Source organism: Nocardiopsis lambiniae, from assembly GCF_031845465.1.
In the GTDB taxonomy this organism is placed as follows: Bacteria; Actinomycetota; Actinomycetes; order Streptosporangiales; family Streptosporangiaceae; genus Nocardiopsis; species Nocardiopsis lambiniae.
Genome location: NZ_JAVREP010000001.1, coordinates 719,367 through 735,385, shown reverse-complemented (window position 1 = coordinate 735,385; position 16,019 = coordinate 719,367). Strand labels below are relative to the sequence as shown.

Below are 16,019 nucleotides of genomic sequence, written 5' to 3'. Positions count from 1 at the left end.
ACGGCGATCTCGACTAGAGTTGCCACCATGGGTCCACGACTTGCCGACATCGCGCGGCACGCAGGTGTCAGCGAGGCGACGGTCTCACGGGTGCTCAACGACAAACCCGGCGTTGGCAGCGAAACCCGTAAAGCCGTCCTGACCGCGCTGGACGTCCTCGGTTACGAACGCCCCGCTCGGCTGAGACAACGCTCCGCCGGCCTGGTGGGCATGGTCATCCCCGAACTGGACAACCCGGTCTTCCCGATGTTCGCCCAGGCCGCCGAGGGGGCCCTGGCCCAGCGCGGCTACACGCCGGTGCTGTGCACGCAGACCCCCGGCGGGATAACCGAGGACGAGTACGTCGAACTGCTCCTGGAGCGCAACGTCTCGGGCATCCTGTTCGTGTCGGGCAAGCACGCCGACACGACGTCCTCCCACGACCGCTACCGGGCCCTGGTCTCCCGTCGGCTCCCCATCGTGCTGGTCAACGGGTTCGCCGAGGAGATCCCGGCCGCGTTCATCTCCTGTGACGACAGCGAGGCCGGTCGACTGGCCGTCGACCACCTCGTCGCCCTCGGCCACACCCGGATCGGCTTCACCAGCGGCCCCGAACGCTACGTCCCCGTGCGCCGCAAGCTGGAGGGCTACCACCAGGCGCTGCGCCAGCACGGTCTGAACGGCTCCGACCTCGTCGAACTGTCCCTGTTCGGCGTCGAGGGCGGACACGCCGCCGCCGGTCGGCTCATCGAACGCGGCGTCACCGCGATGGTCTGCGGATCGGACATGATGGCGCTGGGCGCGATCCGCGCCGCCCGCCAGCGCGGACTGAGCGTCCCCCGGGACTTCTCGGTGGTGGGCTACGACGACTCCCAGCTCATCGCGTTCACCGACCCCCCGCTGACCACCGTGCGCCAGCCGATCAACGCCATGGCGTTGGCCGCCGCCCGCGCCCTGTGCGACGAGATCGCCGGACACCCGGTCTCGCACACCGAGTACATGTTCGGCCCGGAGCTGGTCGTGCGCGGCTCCACCGGCATCGCCCCCGGCGCCGGAGCGGCCCGCGTCCCCCTCGACGGTGCCTCCGTCCAGGGCTCCGCCCTCTGACCCGTCCTTCGGAACCCCCGGTCCGCCCTTCGGACCCGCTCCCCCGGACCCCGACCCGTTCCGCGGACCGTGCGGCCGGCAAAGGCCCCTCCCCGGACGGGGAGGGGCCGCTCCGCGAGGTCGGCGCGGCTCCCGACGATCCGGGACCTTCGGCGGACACCCTCTTCGGAGCCCCCGCCGGGGTCCCACGGCCGCGCCCGTGGACGACCTCTCCCGCCCGACCGGGGCGGATCGGGCACACCGGCGGGTCGGTGACACTGGGTACATGCCTTCCGTTGCCCTCGACGGCGAACCCGTACCGCGCACCGGCGCCCTGCCGGAGGCCTCACTCGCCGAACTCGGCGACCGGCCGCTGGGGTTCTACGTCCACGTGCCCTTCTGCGTCACCCGCTGCGGTTACTGCGACTTCAACACCTACACCGCCGAGGAACTGGTCTCCCGCGACGGCACCGCCGTCGCCTCCCGCGACACCTACGCCGACCAGGCCATCGCCGAGATCGCCCTCGCCGACCGGGTTCTGGAGGGTGCGCGCCCCGCCGTGAGCACGGTGTTCGTCGGCGGCGGCACCCCCACCCTGCTGCCCGCCGAGGACCTGGGCCGCGTCCTCGCGGCCATCGCCGACCGGTTCGGCCTCGAACCCGGCGCGGAGGTCACCACCGAGGCCAACCCCGAGACCGTCACCCCCGGGTACCTGGCCCGCCTGCGCGAGGCCGGCTTCACCCGGGTGTCCTTCGGTATGCAGAGCGCCCGCGCGCACGTGCTGCGCGTCCTGGAGCGCGGGCACACCCCCGGCCGTCCCGAACAGTGCGTCACCTGGGCCCGGGAGGCCGGGTTCGAGCACGTCAACCTCGACCTCATCTACGGCACGCCCGGCGAGGGCGACGACGACTGGCGTGCCTCCCTGGAGGCCGCCGTGGCGGCGGGCCCGGACCACGTCTCCGCCTATTCGCTCATCGTCGAGGAGGGCACCCGCCTGGCCGCCCGGGTCCGGCGCGGCGAACTCGCCGAACCCGACGACGACACGATGGCCGACCGCTACCTGATGGCCGACACGATCCTGGCCGCCGCCGGGTTCACCCCCTACGAGGTGTCCAACTGGGCGCGCACCGTCGAGGGGCGCAGCCGGCACAACATGCTCTACTGGACCGGAGCCCACTGGTGGGGTGTCGGTCCCGGCGCCCACGGTCACATCGGCGGAACCCGCTGGTGGAACGTCAAGCACCCGGCCGCCTACGCCGCCCGGCTCGCGGAGGGCGCCAGCCCCGCCCACGCCCGCGAGGTGCTCACCGAGGACGAGCGCCGCTTCGAGCGCATCCTCCTCGAACTGCGGGTCGAACAGGGCTGTCCGCTCGACCTGCTCGAACCCGAGGGGCGGACGGCCGCCGCCCGCGCCGTCGCCGAGGGGCTCCTGGACGCCGACGCGCACCGGGCCGGTCGCGCCGTGCTCACCCGCCGGGGACGGCTGCTGGCCGACGCCGTCGTCCGCGATCTCACCTGAGCGTTCCGCGCACGACGAGGGGGCCCGATCGCCGATCGGGCCCCCTCTCCACTTCAGGGACCTACTTGATCCAGGACACGTTGAACGGGTAGCGGTACCACTCGCCCTTGTTCGCCGCCACGGTGCCGAGGATCCCGAACACGAGTCCGCCCACCCACAGGGCGAACCACAGGAGCCAGGCGATGAAGACGATGAAGGGCAGGAAGATGCCGAGGAAGAACGAGAAGAAGCTGGCGGCCACGATCCCGATCAGCAGGATGATCTGGAAGTTGAGCGCCTGCGCGGACTGGTCCCGCACGTAGGGGGACTCGTCCTTCTTGATCAGGAAGATGATCAGGGGGGCGACGACGCCCAGGTAACCGCAGGTCAGGAGGAAGCCGAGCATGCCGCCCAGGTGGGCGAACATGCCCATCTGCTTCTCATCCGGGTTGGGCTGGCCGGTCGTCGCCGACGAGGGTCCGCCGTGACCGCCGTGCGGCGTCGCGCCGTAACCCGGCTGGTGGCCGGGGGCCTGGTAGCCGCCGGTCTGCTCCTGGTAGCCGCCCTGCGGCGGATAACCGGGCTGGCCACCGGACGGGCCCTGGTAGCCGGGCTGGCCGCCGGAGGGACCCTGGTAGCCGGGCTGGCCGCCGGAGGGCGACGGGTAGCCGCCGCTCGGGTATCCCTGTCCCCCCTGCTGGGGGTTCTGGCCGTAGGGGTCCTGTCCGCCCTGCTGGGGGTTCTGGCCGTAGGGGTCCTGCCCACCATGCTGAGGATTCTGACCGTACGGGTCCTGGCCGCCCTGGTAGGGGTTCTGGCCGTACGGGTCCTCGGGTGGGGGAGTGTTGGGATGGGACATATCGGATTCCTTAAGGACGAGTGCGCTCGTGTGTACGGGCGATCACTTGAGCAGACGGATGCTGACCGGGTAGCGGTACCACGTTCCCTTGTTGGCCCCGTTCGCTCCTAGGACGCCGAACACGATCGAAACGATCCATATCAGTGCGATGAGAAGCGAGCCGATCCAGGACAGGTTCGGGAAGAAGATACCCAGACCGATGAAGACCACCCAGGCGAAGACGTACGGGATCAGCAGGGTGATCTGGAAGTTCGCCGCCTCGGCGGCGTGATGGCGCACGTACGGGGAGCCGTTCCGCTTGGCGAAGTAGATCGCCAGCGGCGGGATCCAGCCCAGGCAGGCGATGACGAATCCGGACAGGTGGGCGAGCATCGCCACCAGGGTGTCGTTGTCGGACCCGCCCTGGGCGGTCACACCGGGTGCTCCGGGAACGCCGGGCTGCGGCTGCCCGTACTGCGGATGCGGCTGAGGCTGTCCGTAGGCGGGCTGCGCCTGCGGGGGGTGGGGCTGCCCGTACTGCGGTTGTCCGCCGTACTGGGGCTGGGGTTGGGGCGGCTGCGGTTGCCCGTAGGGCTGTCCGCCGTACGCCTGCTGCTCGGAGCCGCCGGGCGGAGCGAACCCGGGCTGAGGCTGGGCCTGTCCGTACTCCGGCTGTCCGTACGCGGGCCGGCCGCCGGTGGGGTGCTGCTGCGGTCGTCCGTACCCCGGCTGTCCGTACTCCTGCCGCCCGGGGTCGGGCTGCTGTCCATAGGCCTGCTGCTGCGCCTGATCGCGCCCCGGGTGTTCGTACGCGGGCTGACCGCCGGAGGGCTGTCCGTAGGCCTGCGGCCGTCCCTGCTCGTAGCCCTGCTGCTGCGGCAGCCCATGACCGGGGTGGGGCCCCGAGGGCTGTCCGCTCTGCTGTTCGTGGCCCTGCTGGGCGCCCGAGGGCGCGCCGTACGCCGGCTGTCCGCCGGACGGCTGCGCCGGACCGTACTCCGGGGCGTAGGGGGAGGGGGCCTGGGGCTGTTCACCCTGCTGTTCGTACTGTTCGTAGCCCTGCTGCTCACCGGAGGGCCGCCGCCCTTGGTCCGGGTCCTCCGGGGACGGGGGGTTCGTCGGGGTCTCGCTCATGCTCTTCCTCGGCTCCGCTGATGGGGGGCGCTATCTCGTGTCCACCGGGCTGTACCGACGACCGGAGGTGGATCGGACCTCGCATCCGACATCCGGTTCGAATCCTAGGCGCAGCGGCTCAGGGCCCGCCCGGGTGCGGGCCGGTGACGAAGTCGATCAGCTCCTCCACCCGACCGAGCAGGGCCGGTTCCAGATCAGCATAGGTACGGACCGAGCCCAGGATCCGGCGCCACGCCTCGCCCGTCTCCATCCGCCAACCCAAGGCCGCCAGCACCCCCTCCTTCCAGGGGACCCCCTTGGGCACGTCCGGCCAGGTGGAGAAGCCCAACACCGAGGGCCGCACCGCCTGCCACACGTCGACGTAGGGGTGTCCGGCCACCAGGACGTGTTCCCCCCGTACCCGTTCCGCGATCCGCGACTCCTTCGACCCGGGGACCAGATGGTCGACCAGGATCCCGAGCCGGCGTCCCGGGCCGGGCGTGAACTCCGCCACGATCGCGGGCAGGTCGTCGACCCCCTCCAGGAACTCGACGGCCACGCCCTCCACGCGCAGGTCGTGTCCCCACACCTTCTCGACGAGTTCGGCGTCGTGGGCGCCCTCGACGTAGATACGGCTCTCCCGCGCCGTGCGCGCCCGCAGGTCCGTCACGGCGACCGAACCGGAGGCGCTGCGCAACGGTCCCCTCGGGGCGGCGGCCGGCCGCACCAGGGTCACCGGTCCACCGTCCACCAGGAACGCGGCCGGGGCCAGGTCGAAGACCCGACGCCGTCCGTGCCGATCCTCCAGGGTCACGGTCGCCTTGTCCCAGTCGACCACGGCACCGCAGAACGCCTCACCGACGTCCTCCACCACCAGGTCCCTGCTCAGCGGGACCTCGCGCACCGTGTTCTTCGGACGTCGCCGCCCCTCGGCGAGCACATCGCGGCCGTACCGGCCGGTTCCCTTGGTAGCCACGGTCGTGCAGTCTACAGACGGTGCGCCGCGTCGGTGGGGAAGGGAGGACGTGCCTCTCCGTCGGGGTTTGCGCCCGGGCATAGAATTAGCACTGAGGACCATGGAGTGCCAGGAGGTGACGAGTGCTGGATGAGCGCAAGCTCGCGGTCCTGCGTGCCGTCGTCGAGGACTTCGTCAACACCAACGAACCCGTCGGGTCCAAGGCCCTGGCCGATCGTCATCGGCTCGGCGTCTCCCCGGCCACCATCCGCAACGACATGGTGGCACTGGAAGAGGACGGGTACATCACCCAGCCCCACACCAGCGCCGGACGCGTGCCCACGGACAAGGGATACCGGCTCTTCGTCGACCGGCTCTCCTCGGTCAAGCCGCTCTCGGGCGCCGAGCGCCGTGCGATCGAGTCGTTCCTCACCGGCGCCGTGGACCTCGACGAGATCGTCGCCCGCACGGTCAGGCTGCTCGCGCAGCTCACCCGGCAGGTGGCGATCGTCCAGTACCCTTCCCTCACCCGTTCGTCCGTCCAGCACGTCGAACTGGTCCCCCTCGGTGGGCAACGGCTCATGATGGTGGTCATCACCGACACCGGACGGGTCGAGCAGCGCGTCATCGACGGGCTGGGGGAGGTCGACGCCGACGCGGTCTCCGACCTGCGCGGCATGCTCAATCGCGCCATCGCCGGACTGCACCTCGCGGCGGTCCCCGGAGCGGTCGAGGACCTGCCGCGCCAGGTCCCCGAGGAGAACCGCGCCATGGCGATATCCGTCCTGTCGGTCTTGCTGGAGAGTCTGGTCGAACGCCGCGAGGAGAAGATCGTCCTCGCGGGCACCGCCAACCTCGCGGCGGTCGATTTCGCCGCCAGCCTGAGGGACGTCCTGGAGGCATTGGAAGAGAACATGGTCCTCATCCGTTTGTTGGGTGAGGCGAAGGACCCGTCCATGCTCACGGTGCGCATCGGCGCGGAGAACTTCCACGAGGGGCTGAGGTCCACCTCCATCGTGTCGGCCGACTACGGTGTGGGAAACCAGTCGCTCGCCAAGATCGGTGTCGTGGGACCCACCCGGATGGACTACCCCGGGACGATGGGAGCGGTACGCGCCGTGGCTCGGTATGTCGGACAGATTTTGGCAGGACAGTAACCCAGTGGCCAGAGACTATTACCAGGTCCTCGGTGTGCGTCGCGACGCTTCCAAGGACGAGATCAAGAAGGCGTACCGCAGGCTCGCACGCGAGCTGCACCCGGACATCAATCCGGATCCCGCCACCCAGGAGCGCTTCAAGGAGGTGACCCAGGCCTACGAGGTCCTCTCCGACGAGAACAAGCGTCGGATGTTCGACATGGGTCAGGATCCCTTCGCCCCGGGCGGGGGTGGCGCGGGCGGCTTCGGCGGCGCCGCGGGATTCCCCTTCGACGACATCATGAACGCCTTCTTCGGCGGCGGGCAGCCCGGTGGGCGCGGTCCGCGCGACCGGGTCCGGCGCGGACGCAGCATCAAGATCCGCGTCGAACTCGACCTCGCCGAGACGGCGTTCGGCGTGACCAAGGAGATCACCTTCCCCACCGCCATCCTGTGCGCCACCTGTCAGGGCGAGGGGACCGCCGCCGGCACCCATCGCACCACCTGTGACATGTGCCACGGCCAGGGTGAGGTCTCCCAGGTCACCCGCTCCTTCCTCGGTCAGGTCATGACCTCCCGCCCCTGCCCGCAGTGCGCCGGCCAGGGCTCGGTCATCCCCGAGCCCTGCCCCGACTGCGCGGGAGAGGGCCGGGTGCGGGAGAAGGTCACCCGCGCGGTCAAGATCCCCGCCGGCGTCGACGACGGCACCCGTATCCAGCTCGCCGGTGAGGGCGAGGTCGGCCCCAACGGCGGCCCGCGCGGCGACATCATCCTGGAGATCGTCCAGCGACCGCACCCCACCTTCGAGCGGCGCGGCGACGACCTCCAGTGCACGGTCACCGTTCCCATGACGGCGGCCGCGCTGGGTGCCTCCTTCGCCTTCGAGACCCTCGACGGCACCGAGAACATCGACCTGCGTCCGGGCACCAACTCGGGCCACGTCATCACCCTGTCCGACAAGGGCGTCACCCACCTCGACGGCGGCGGCCGGGGCGACCTGCGCATCCGCGTCGACGTGGAGACGCCGGGCAAGCTGGACGAGGAGCAGGAGGCCCTGCTGCGCAAGCTCGCCGAGCTGCGCGGTGAGGACCGTGCCCCCGGCCGGTTCAGCCCCGGCCACGGAGGCCTGTTCTCCAAGCTCCGCGACGCCTTCGGCGCGGGCAAGTGACGCCGCCGGTCTTCCTCGTCGACACCGCCGACCTGGCGGCCGACACGATCACCCTCGCCGGCCCGGAGGGGCACCACGCCGCGGTGGTGCGCCGTATCCGGGCCGGCGAGACGGTCGACCTCGCCGACGGCCTGGGGCTGCGCGCCCGCTGCACGGTCGTCGACACCGCCAAGGACCACATCGTCTGCCGGGTCCTGGAACGGGTCGACGACCCCGCACCGCGTCCGCGACTGACCGTGGTCCAGGCGCTCGCCAAGGGGGACCGGGGCGAAACGGCCGTGGAGATGATGACCGAGGCCGGTGTCGACGTCATCGTCCCCTGGACGGCCGAACGCAGCATCACCCGCTGGAAGGGCGACCGGACGGCCAAGTCCCTGGCCAAGTGGCGGGCCACCGCCCGGGAGGCCGGTAAACAGGCCCGTCGGGCCCGGCTGCCCGAGGTGACCGACCTCGCCGACCGGACGGCCGTCGCCGACCTGCTGGCCACCGCCGACCTGGGCCTCGTCCTGCACGAGGACGCCGATCGGCGGTTGTCGGAGATGACCGTCCCCGCCGGGGACGGAACCGGCGTCGTCCTGGTCGTGGGGCCCGAGGGCGGGTTCTCCGACGCCGAACTCGACGCCTTCGACCGGGCGGGGGCCGTGCGCGCCCTCCTGGGCCCGAGCGTGCTGCGCACCTCCACGGCGGGGGTGGCCGCACTGGCGGTCCTCCAGACGCGCACCGGACGCTGGTAGCCGCTCGCGCGAACGGGAATCAGAAGGAGGGGCGCCCCGGGAATCCCGGAGCGCCCCTCCTCTATGTCCTCGTCCTCGTGTCACTCCCCGACGGAGGACTGGGACGTGGACTGTTCGGTGCCGCTCCCGTCGCCGCCGGTGGAGCCGCCTCCCGAGGAATCACCGCCGCCCGAGCCGTCACCGGTGCCCCCGCCGGTGGAGCCGCCTCCCGAGGAATCACCGCCGCCCGAGCCGTCACCGGTGCCCCCGCCGGTGGAGCCGTCCGGCTCCTCACCGTCGGGAGCGGGCTCCTTGGAGGGCTCGCAGTCGTCCTGCTCGTCCTCCTCCTTCTTCTTTTTCTCGTCGTCGGACGAGGAGCCCTGAGTGGAGGTGGCACCCGTGGACGGGCAGGCGGTGGTCGCCTCGGGGCCGTCGTCCTCGCCTTCCTCCGCGGATCCGCTCGGTTCCTCGGACGGGGAGGGCGACGGCTTCTGTTCGGGGGGTGCGGCCTCCTGCTCGGGCTCGACGGAGGGCACGGGGGCCGCCACGCCGCCGTCGGCGTCCTCCTCGGGCGGGGTGCCCTGCCGGTCGGCGCCCGCGGGCACCATGTCCAGCACCTGGTCGCGGACCTGGGGCGTGGACATGACCACGGACGCCGCGATGAGCACGGTCCCGGCCACGGCCAGCACGGGACGCAGCCAGGGGAGACCGAACCAGACGCCGGTGCGGTTGCGGGCGGTCCGTTCCCGGATGAGGTTCAACGCCTCGGGAGAGGTCGTGACCGCGTCGGCCTCGGCCTTGAGCACGTGCCGGAGTCTGTTGTCGAACTCGTCGTTCGTGGGATCTGTGGGACTCGTCATGTCGTCTGCTCCAGAACAGATCGGAGCGCGGAGATGCCGCGGGAGGTGTGGCTCTTGACCGCACCACGGCTGATGCCCATGGCGTCCGCGATCTGTGCCTCGGACAGGTCGCCGTAGTACCGGAGCACGATCGCCTCTCGCTGACGGGTGGGTAGTTTGCGCAGGGCGCGGATGACGGCCTCGCGCTCCAACAGGTTCAACGCGCCGTGTTCGGCGCTGGGGGCGTCGGGTAGTGCCTTGGGCGCGTGCTTCTCCACGACCGCCCTGTGACGCAGCACGGAACGGGCCTTGTTCACCACCGCCTGGCGGAGGTAGGAGAGGGCCTTGTTCGGGTCGCGCAGACGTCGCCAGGCGCCGTGCATGGCGACGAAGGAGTCCTGGACGACCTCTTCCGCGGTCGCGTGATCGCGGACGAGAAGGGAGGCGAGACGGACGAGCGGACGGTAGTGCTCCCTGTAGAGCTCCGTCACGGCATGGTCGGCGTCCCACTCCACGGCGAGGGGTGCCGTGGTGGCTCCTGCCACCATGGTTTCTGTCGTCACATCAGTTCGACGCACACCCTTGTCGCGGGGTTTACGAAAGGGCATACCTCTTCTTTTCCAGGTAGGGGAGCGGTTGGACCCGGATACGCCCGGAAGCGACCGGGTGTGGACGGTGATCGGCCGACCGGGGCGCACGGGGGAAAAGCCTATCGCGCCGAAGAAGGCCCCGATGGTGAATAGTGCTTTTCCGGGCGGAAAGGACGAGGGTGGACCGCCCCCGGGCTGCGGCATCATGGTGCCGACCCGACGCGACGACGGAGGTTGCGATGTCCACACAGGCCGATTGCCTGTTCTGCAAGATCGTGCGGGGAGAGGTGCCCGCCGAGATCGTCCGTGAGGGGGAACGGACCATCGCCTTCCGCGACATCAACCCCCAGGCACCCACCCACGTCCTGGTCATCCCGCGTGAGCACTACCCCGACGCCGGAAGCGCCGCCGAGGCGGACTCCGGACTGGTGGACGCGGTGGTCCGCGAGGCCCGGGCGGTCGCCGAGGCCGAGGGCATCGCCGAGAGCGGCTACCGACTGGTGTTCAACACCGGCAGCGGTGCCGGGCAGACCGTCTTCCACCTGCACGGACACCTTCTGGGCGGACGCGGCCTCGACTGGCCCCCCGGATGAGCCGGAAATAACCGATCGAGGGGGTGCGGGGCGCCTTGGTAGACTCGTGACCGTGGGCTTCACGGGGTCGTAGGGGCTCTGGATCCCTACGGCCGAGGCCCCACCGGCATCGCAGGAGAGCGACGTCCGGATCGTCACATGAGGCGCCCCGCCCGTCGGATCGGACGGGCGCCCGACCCCGAAGGGCAGGGACAGCGGCCGCAAGGCCACACCATGGCCGAGACAACGCACACGCACCCGCGACGGGACACCCAGGTCAAGGTCGTGGTGCCCGACGAGCACACCATGATCAGCCTGCTGGGCTCGGGGGACCGACTCCTCAGGGCCCTGGAACGGGCCTTCGAGAGCGACATCCACGTCCGCGGCAACGAGTTCACCATCAGCGGTGCCCCCGAGGAGACCGCCCTCGTCGTCCGGCTGGTGGAGGAGCTCATCGAGCTCGCCAAGAGCGGTACCCACGTCACCCCCGACACCATCGAGCGCATGGTCCACATGCTCCGCTCACCGGGGACCGAGCGTCCGGCGGACGTGCTCACCACCAACATCCTGTCCAACCGCGGCAAGACCATCCGCCCCAAGACGGTCAACCAGAAGCGGTACGTCGACACCATCGACCGGCACACCGTCGTCTTCGGTATCGGCCCGGCGGGCACCGGCAAGACCTACCTGGCGATGGCCAAGGCGGTCAAGGCGCTCCAGGACAAGCAGGTCAACCGCATCATCCTGACCCGCCCCGCGGTGGAGGCCGGCGAACGGCTGGGTTTTCTGCCCGGCACCCTCTACGACAAGATCGACCCCTACCTGCGGCCGCTCTACGACGCCCTGCACGACATGCTCGACCCGGACTCCATCCCCAAGCTGATGGCGGCCGGCACCATCGAGGTCGCCCCCCTGGCGTACATGAGGGGCCGCAGCCTCAACGACTCCTTCATCATCCTGGACGAGGCGCAGAACACCTCGCCGGAACAGATGAAGATGTTCCTGACGCGGCTGGGGTTCGGGTCCAAGATCGTGGTCACCGGTGACGTCACACAGGTGGACCTGCCCGACGGGCAGGCCAGCGGACTGCGCACCATCGAGTCGATCCTGCGTGATATCGACGACATCGCCTTCTGCAAGCTGAGCAGCGAGGACGTCGTCCGGCACAAGCTGGTCGGGCAGATCGTCGACGCCTACGGTCGTTACGACGCGGCCAGGGAGAACGGTCCGCACCCCGGGCGCGAGGAGCGTCGCGGCGGTCGGGGGAAGGGCCTGTCGCCCCGGATCGAGGGGGCCGACATCCCGAACGGCGACGGGGTGGGGAGCGCCCACCCGCAACAGCGGGCAGACTAAGGGACGAGTACGGTAACGGAGCCGGTGGACCCGCGTGAGGCGGGTCCACCGTTCTTCCGTTGCCCGCGGCGCGCCCGTCCCGGTGGCGCCCGCCCGCAACGATCAAGTGAGGCATCCGCAACCGATGAGTATCGACGTCGCCAACGAGTCCGGCGTCACCACCGTGGACGAGGAGCGGCTCTCGCGTCTGGCCCGGTTCGTCCTGGACGCCATGCGGGTCCACCCGCTGGCCGAGCTGTCCGTGGTCCTGGTCGACGAAGGCCCCATGGCGGACCTGCACGTGCGCTGGATGGACGAACCCGGTCCCACCGACGTGCTGTCCTTCCCCATGGACGAACTGCGCCCCGGCGGCCCCGGCCGCACCAGCGAGCCCGGCGTCCTCGGTGACGTGATCATCTGTCCGCAGGTGGCCGAACGCCAGGGCGAACAGGCCGGGCACGGCACCGAGGCGGAGATCGACCTGCTGTGCACGCACGGCATCCTCCACCTGCTCGGCTACGACCACGCCGAACCCGAGGAGCACAAGGAGATGTTCGGTCTCCAGGGTGAGATCCTCGCCGCCTGGCGTGAGAGCGAGGCCCCCCGGCCCGCCGAGGGAAGCGAGAGCTCCTGATGAGACCGTCGGTGTGGCCCGATGTCGTGTCCCTGACCACCGGCGAACCCGCCGAGTGGATCACCTCGTTCGCGGTCGCCCTGGTGTTGACCGCCGTGGCCGGGTTCCTGGTGGCCGCCGAGGTCGCCGTCACCCGGGTGATCTCCGTGGGTCTGCCCGGCGGCGACGCCGAGAAGGGGACCGGCAAGGGGTGGGAGAAGGTGAGCGCCGACCCCACCCGCCACCTCAACGTGCTGCTGTTCCTGCGCGTGGTGTGCGAGGTGTGCGCCGTCATCGCCGCCGCCGTGGGCATGGTCTTCCTGCTGGGCCTGGGCTGGCCCGCGCTGATCCTGACGGCCGTGGCCATGGTCGTGGTGGAGTCGGTGCTCATCTCCGTCACCCCGCGCATCCTCGGCCGCCAGTTCTCCGGACAGTTGGCCCGCGCCTCCGCCGCGATCGTCTACCCGATCCAGGTCGTGCTGGGTCCGCTGGCACAGCTGCTGGTGGGGGCGGGCCGGGTGCTCACCCCGCGCGGCAAGGGCGACCGGGAGGGCCCGTTCAGCACCGAGGTGGAGTTCCGCCAGCTGGTGGACCTGGCCGAACAGGGCGATGTCATCGACCCCGAGGAACGCCAGATGATCCACTCGGTGTTCAAGCTCGACGACACCTCGGTGCGCGAGGTCATGGTGCCCCGCCCCGACATCGTCTTCACCGCCCGTGAGGCCGACGCCGACGCCGTGCTCACCCTGGCCCTGGCCAGCGGGTACTCGCGCATCCCCGTCACCGGTGAGGACGAGGACGACGTGGTCGGCATCGTCTACCTCAAGGACCTGGTGGACCAATTGCGCGACCGGTGGGCCGCCGCCGCGGGCAACCCCGACGGCGAGGTGCCGCTCACCGCGGGCGACGTGATGCGTCCGGCCACCTACGTGCCCGACACCAAGCCCATCGACGAACTGCTGCGCGAGATGCAGAAGCAGCGCAATCACGTCGCGGTCGCCATCGACGAGTACGGCGGCACCGCCGGTCTGGTCACGCTGGAGGACATCGTCGAGGAGATCGTCGGTGAGATCACCGACGAGTACGACCACGAGATCCCCCCGGTGGAGTGGCTGGACGAGGACCGGGTCCGGGTGACCGCCCGGCTCCCCCTGGGCGAACTCGACGAACTGTTCCCCGACAAGGACCTGGACGTCGACGACGTCGAGACCGTCGGCGGTCTGGTCGCGTTCGTGTTGGGGCGGGTCCCGGTCGGCGGCGCCCGGGCCGAATACGCTGGGCTGCGACTCACCCTGGAGGGCAAGAGCAGCCGTCGCAACCGGATGACCACCGTCCTGGTGGAACGTCTTCCCGAGGATCAGGGTGAGGACGCGCGGGACGGGAACAAGAACACAAGGAGCACGGAACAGTGACGGACACCACGAACCTGGGCCCCGAGGACGCCAAGCTCATCACGCTCGCGCGGGCCTCCCGGGCCCGCAACGCGGCGGCCGAGGGGGCCGCGGTGCGCGACGAGACCGGACGCACCTATGTGGCGACCACGGTCTCCCTGCCCTCGCTCCGGCTGAGCGCGCTCCAGGCGGCGGTGGCCGCGGCGGTCTCCGGTGAGGCCACCGCCCTGGAGGCCGCGGTGATCGTCACCGGGGCCGCGCAGCCCACCGACAACGACCGCGCCGTGCTGGACGACCTCAAGACCCGGACGGTGGTGATCGCCGCCCCCGACGGGGTGCCGGCGAGCATCACCCGCCGTTGAAGAAGGACTCATGAACGACCTCGACCTGGAGAAGTTGCGGCTACCGCTGACGATGCCCTCCCGCCCGGAGGGTTTCCGCAGCGGTTTCGCGTGCTTCGTCGGACGCCCGAACGTGGGCAAATCGACGTTGATGAACGCTCTGGTCGGCCAGAAGGTGGCGATCACCAGCAACCGGCCGCAGACCACGCGGCGTACCGTGCGCGGGATCGTGCACCGGCCCGACGCGCAGTTGATCATCGTCGACACGCCCGGACTGCACAAACCCCGCACCCTGCTGGGGGAACGACTCGACTCCCTGGTGCGATCGACGCTGGTCGAGGTGGACGTCATCGCGTTCTGCCTGCCCGCGAACGAACCGATCGGGCGCGGTGACACCTATATCGCCAGGGAACTGGCCGCCCAGACGAACACCCCGGTGGTCGCGCTGGTCACCAAGACCGACCTGATGGACAAGGGCGCGGTGGGCGAGCAGCTGATGGCGGTGAACGAGCTGGGGGACTGGGCCGACATCGTCCCGGTGTCGGCGCGCGCGTCGTACCAGCTGGAGACCGTCACCGACGTCCTGTGCTCGCACCTGCCCGAGGGGCCGCCGCTGTACCACGACGGCGACCTCACCGACGAGCCGGACGAGATGCTGGTCGCCGAACTCATCCGCGAGGCCGCCCTCGAAGGGGTGCGCGACGAGCTGCCGCACTCGATCGCGGTGGTCGTCGACGAGATGGGGGAGCGGGAGAACACCCGGCCCGGCAAGGAACTGGTGGACATCTACGCGTCGCTGTACGTGGAGCGTCCCAGCCAGAAGGCGATCGTGATCGGGACCAAGGGCGCGCGTCTGCGCGACGTGGGCTCCCAGGCCCGGAAACAGATCGAGGGACTGCTCGGGCAGCGGGTCTTCCTCGACCTGCGGGTGCGCGTGGCCAAGGACTGGCAGCGCGACCCCAAGCAGCTGCGCAAGCTGGGTTTCGACCAGCAGACGTAGGTCGCCGGGACATCGGACGGGCCCCGGAGCATCCGCTCCGGGGCCCGTCGGCGTTCTCGGTGATCCCCGCGGCTACTCGCGGGGGTTCTGGTTGTTGAGGTCGCCGGCGAGGGTGGCGGCGCACCGCTGCACGATGGGAGCGGCGCGGTTGACGAAGTCCCAGCTGACCCGGGCCTCGGGTCCGGAGATCGACACGGCCATCCCGGAGGGGGCGCCCGTGACGGGGACCGCGACGCAGCGCACGCCGATCTCCTGTTCCCCGTCGTCGATGGCGTAGCCGTTGTGGCGGATCGTGTGGAGTTCGGCGACGAACCGTTCGGGATCGGTGATGGTGCGGTTGGTGGCGGCGGGCATCCCGGTGCGCTCGACGGTGGCCAGCGCCTCCTTGTCGTCGAGCTGCGACAGGAGCGCCTTGCCGACCCCGGAGGAGTGGGGCAGGACCCGTCGGCCGACCTCGGTGAACATGCGCATCGCGTGCGGGGAGGGCACCTGTGCGACGTAGATGGCCTTGTCCCCGTCGAGCATGGCGAGATTGGCGGTCTCCCCGAGTTCCTCCACGAGCCGGGCCAGGTGGGGGCGGGCCCAGGTGCCGAGCATCTTGGCGGCCTTGTCGCCCAGGCCGATGAGGCGGGGGCCCAGGGCGTAACGGCGGGAGGGGAGCTGACGGACGTATCCGTTGCCGACCAGGGTGCGGATGATGCGGTGGATGGTCGGCAGGGGCAGTCCGGAGGCGTCGGCGAGTTGGCTGAGGGAGCTCTCCCCACCGGCGTCGGCCATGATCTCCAGCAGCGCGAACGCGCGGTCGAGGGACTGCACCCCGCCGGAGCGCCGGGCCGTCTCGTCGGGGCGCGCCAG

The 16,019-nt window shown here is 70.7% G+C and carries 18 protein-coding genes; 12 read left to right on the top strand and 6 right to left on the bottom strand.

All coding sequences use genetic code 11. From position 1 onward, the window contains the following. Positions 1-27 precede the first annotated feature (27 nt). Complete coding sequence (locus tag RM479_RS03290; protein ID WP_311510203.1) at positions 28-1,086, top strand: LacI family DNA-binding transcriptional regulator; 1,059 nt, start codon at positions 28-30, stop codon at positions 1,084-1,086. 265 nt (positions 1,087-1,351) lie between these two features. Continuing rightward, a complete protein-coding gene (gene hemW, locus RM479_RS03285) occupies positions 1,352-2,584 on the top strand; it encodes a radical SAM family heme chaperone HemW (RefSeq protein ID WP_311510202.1) in 1,233 nt (410 codons plus the stop codon). A gap of 61 nt (positions 2,585-2,645) precedes the next feature. Here the strand turns inward: hemW and RM479_RS03280 are convergent, their stop codons facing one another. Together RM479_RS03280 and RM479_RS03275 are read right to left on the bottom strand one after the other, a co-directional pair. Further along, positions 2,646-3,422, bottom strand: coding sequence for a DUF4870 domain-containing protein (locus RM479_RS03280; RefSeq protein WP_311510201.1), 777 nt, complete (start codon positions 3,420-3,422; stop codon positions 2,646-2,648). A gap of 42 nt (positions 3,423-3,464) precedes the next feature. Continuing rightward, positions 3,465-3,794: a DUF4870 domain-containing protein gene (locus RM479_RS03275; RefSeq protein WP_274807641.1), complete on the bottom strand. Its 330-nt coding sequence runs from the start codon at positions 3,792-3,794 to the stop codon at positions 3,465-3,467. An 87-nt stretch (positions 3,795-3,881) separates the two neighbouring features. On the opposite strand from RM479_RS03275, the gene RM479_RS03270 reads away from it, so the two are divergent. Next, complete coding sequence (locus RM479_RS03270) at positions 3,882-4,556, top strand: hypothetical protein (protein WP_311510200.1); 675 nt, start codon at positions 3,882-3,884, stop codon at positions 4,554-4,556. Between the two features lie 97 nt (positions 4,557-4,653). On the opposite strand, the gene RM479_RS03265 is transcribed toward RM479_RS03270, so the two are convergent. After that, on the bottom strand, positions 4,654-5,490 hold the full coding sequence (locus tag RM479_RS03265) for a DUF3097 domain-containing protein (RefSeq protein ID WP_311510199.1): 837 nt from the start codon (positions 5,488-5,490) through the stop codon (positions 4,654-4,656). 122 nt (positions 5,491-5,612) lie between these two features. On the opposite strand from RM479_RS03265, the gene hrcA reads away from it, so the two are divergent. Genes hrcA through RM479_RS03250 form a run of 3 tightly spaced genes read left to right on the top strand, consistent with a single transcriptional unit; the run spans position 5,613 to position 8,507 of the window. Further along, entirely contained in the window at positions 5,613-6,626 is a 1,014-nt protein-coding gene (hrcA, locus tag RM479_RS03260) for a heat-inducible transcriptional repressor HrcA (protein WP_311510198.1), read from the top strand. Positions 6,627-6,630: 4 nt separating this feature from the next. Continuing rightward, positions 6,631-7,773 carry a molecular chaperone DnaJ gene (gene dnaJ / locus RM479_RS03255; protein ID WP_311510197.1) on the top strand — a complete coding sequence of 381 codons (1,143 nt, stop codon included), beginning with the start codon at positions 6,631-6,633 and terminating at the stop codon, positions 7,771-7,773. Beyond that, positions 7,770-8,507 (top strand): 16S rRNA (uracil(1498)-N(3))-methyltransferase, encoded by a 738-nt coding sequence (locus tag RM479_RS03250; protein ID WP_311510196.1) that lies wholly within the window; start codon positions 7,770-7,772, stop codon positions 8,505-8,507. Before dnaJ ends, RM479_RS03250 begins: the two co-directional genes overlap by 4 nt. 80 nt (positions 8,508-8,587) lie before the next feature. On the opposite strand, the gene RM479_RS03245 is transcribed toward RM479_RS03250, so the two are convergent. Both RM479_RS03245 and RM479_RS03240 read right to left on the bottom strand, forming a co-directional pair. Next, positions 8,588-9,346 (bottom strand): hypothetical protein, encoded by a 759-nt coding sequence (locus RM479_RS03245; protein ID WP_311510195.1) that lies wholly within the window; start codon positions 9,344-9,346, stop codon positions 8,588-8,590. After that, positions 9,343-9,873, bottom strand: coding sequence for a SigE family RNA polymerase sigma factor (locus RM479_RS03240; protein WP_073376023.1), 531 nt, complete (start codon positions 9,871-9,873; stop codon positions 9,343-9,345). The genes RM479_RS03245 and RM479_RS03240 overlap by 4 nt, the downstream gene beginning before the upstream one ends. Before the next feature lie 281 nt (positions 9,874-10,154). On the opposite strand from RM479_RS03240, the gene RM479_RS03235 reads away from it, so the two are divergent. From RM479_RS03235 to era, 6 genes are all read left to right on the top strand, one after another. After that, entirely contained in the window at positions 10,155-10,508 is a 354-nt protein-coding gene (locus RM479_RS03235; RefSeq protein WP_311510194.1) for a histidine triad nucleotide-binding protein, read from the top strand. Positions 10,509-10,721: 213 nt separating this feature from the next. After that, positions 10,722-11,840, top strand: a complete 1,119-nt coding sequence (locus tag RM479_RS03230; RefSeq protein ID WP_311510193.1) for a PhoH family protein — start codon at positions 10,722-10,724, stop codon at positions 11,838-11,840. Between the two features lie 124 nt (positions 11,841-11,964). Continuing rightward, entirely contained in the window at positions 11,965-12,453 is a 489-nt protein-coding gene (gene ybeY, locus RM479_RS03225; RefSeq protein WP_274807650.1) for an rRNA maturation RNase YbeY, read from the top strand. Next, positions 12,453-13,844 (top strand): hemolysin family protein, encoded by a 1,392-nt coding sequence (locus RM479_RS03220; protein WP_311510192.1) that lies wholly within the window; start codon positions 12,453-12,455, stop codon positions 13,842-13,844. The genes ybeY and RM479_RS03220 overlap by 1 nt, the downstream gene beginning before the upstream one ends. Then, a complete protein-coding gene (locus RM479_RS03215) occupies positions 13,841-14,185 on the top strand; it encodes a cytidine deaminase (protein ID WP_311510191.1) in 345 nt (114 codons plus the stop codon). Before RM479_RS03220 ends, RM479_RS03215 begins: the two co-directional genes overlap by 4 nt. A 10-nt stretch (positions 14,186-14,195) precedes the next feature. Beyond that, a complete protein-coding gene (era, locus tag RM479_RS03210; protein WP_274807653.1) occupies positions 14,196-15,164 on the top strand; it encodes a GTPase Era in 969 nt (322 codons plus the stop codon). A 72-nt stretch (positions 15,165-15,236) separates the two neighbouring features. On the opposite strand, the gene RM479_RS03205 is transcribed toward era, so the two are convergent. Beyond that, a complete protein-coding gene (locus RM479_RS03205; RefSeq protein WP_311510436.1) occupies positions 15,237-15,980 on the bottom strand; it encodes an IclR family transcriptional regulator in 744 nt (247 codons plus the stop codon). Positions 15,981-16,019: the final 39 nt, after the last annotated feature.

Bases quoted from the DNA above. Each gene is read 5' to 3' on its own strand.
- RM479_RS03290 (WP_311510203.1), top strand. From the start codon at position 28: ATGGGTCCACGACTTGCCGACATCGCGCGGCACGCAGGTGTCAGCGAG.
- hemW (WP_311510202.1), top strand. From the start codon at position 1,352: ATGCCTTCCGTTGCCCTCGACGGCGAACCCGTACCGCGCACCGGCGCC.
- RM479_RS03280 (WP_311510201.1), bottom strand. From the start codon at position 3,422: ATGTCCCATCCCAACACTCCCCCACCCGAGGACCCGTACGGCCAGAAC.
- RM479_RS03275 (WP_274807641.1), bottom strand. From the start codon at position 3,794: ATGCTCGCCCACCTGTCCGGATTCGTCATCGCCTGCCTGGGCTGGATC.
- RM479_RS03270 (WP_311510200.1), top strand. From the start codon at position 3,882: ATGCGGCTGAGGCTGTCCGTAGGCGGGCTGCGCCTGCGGGGGGTGGGG.
- RM479_RS03245 (WP_311510195.1), bottom strand. From the start codon at position 9,346: ATGACGAGTCCCACAGATCCCACGAACGACGAGTTCGACAACAGACTC.
- RM479_RS03240 (WP_073376023.1), bottom strand. From the start codon at position 9,873: ATGGTGGCAGGAGCCACCACGGCACCCCTCGCCGTGGAGTGGGACGCC.
- RM479_RS03235 (WP_311510194.1), top strand. From the start codon at position 10,155: ATGTCCACACAGGCCGATTGCCTGTTCTGCAAGATCGTGCGGGGAGAG.
- RM479_RS03230 (WP_311510193.1), top strand. From the start codon at position 10,722: ATGGCCGAGACAACGCACACGCACCCGCGACGGGACACCCAGGTCAAG.
- ybeY (WP_274807650.1), top strand. From the start codon at position 11,965: ATGAGTATCGACGTCGCCAACGAGTCCGGCGTCACCACCGTGGACGAG.
- RM479_RS03220 (WP_311510192.1), top strand. From the start codon at position 12,453: ATGAGACCGTCGGTGTGGCCCGATGTCGTGTCCCTGACCACCGGCGAA.
- era (WP_274807653.1), top strand. From the start codon at position 14,196: ATGAACGACCTCGACCTGGAGAAGTTGCGGCTACCGCTGACGATGCCC.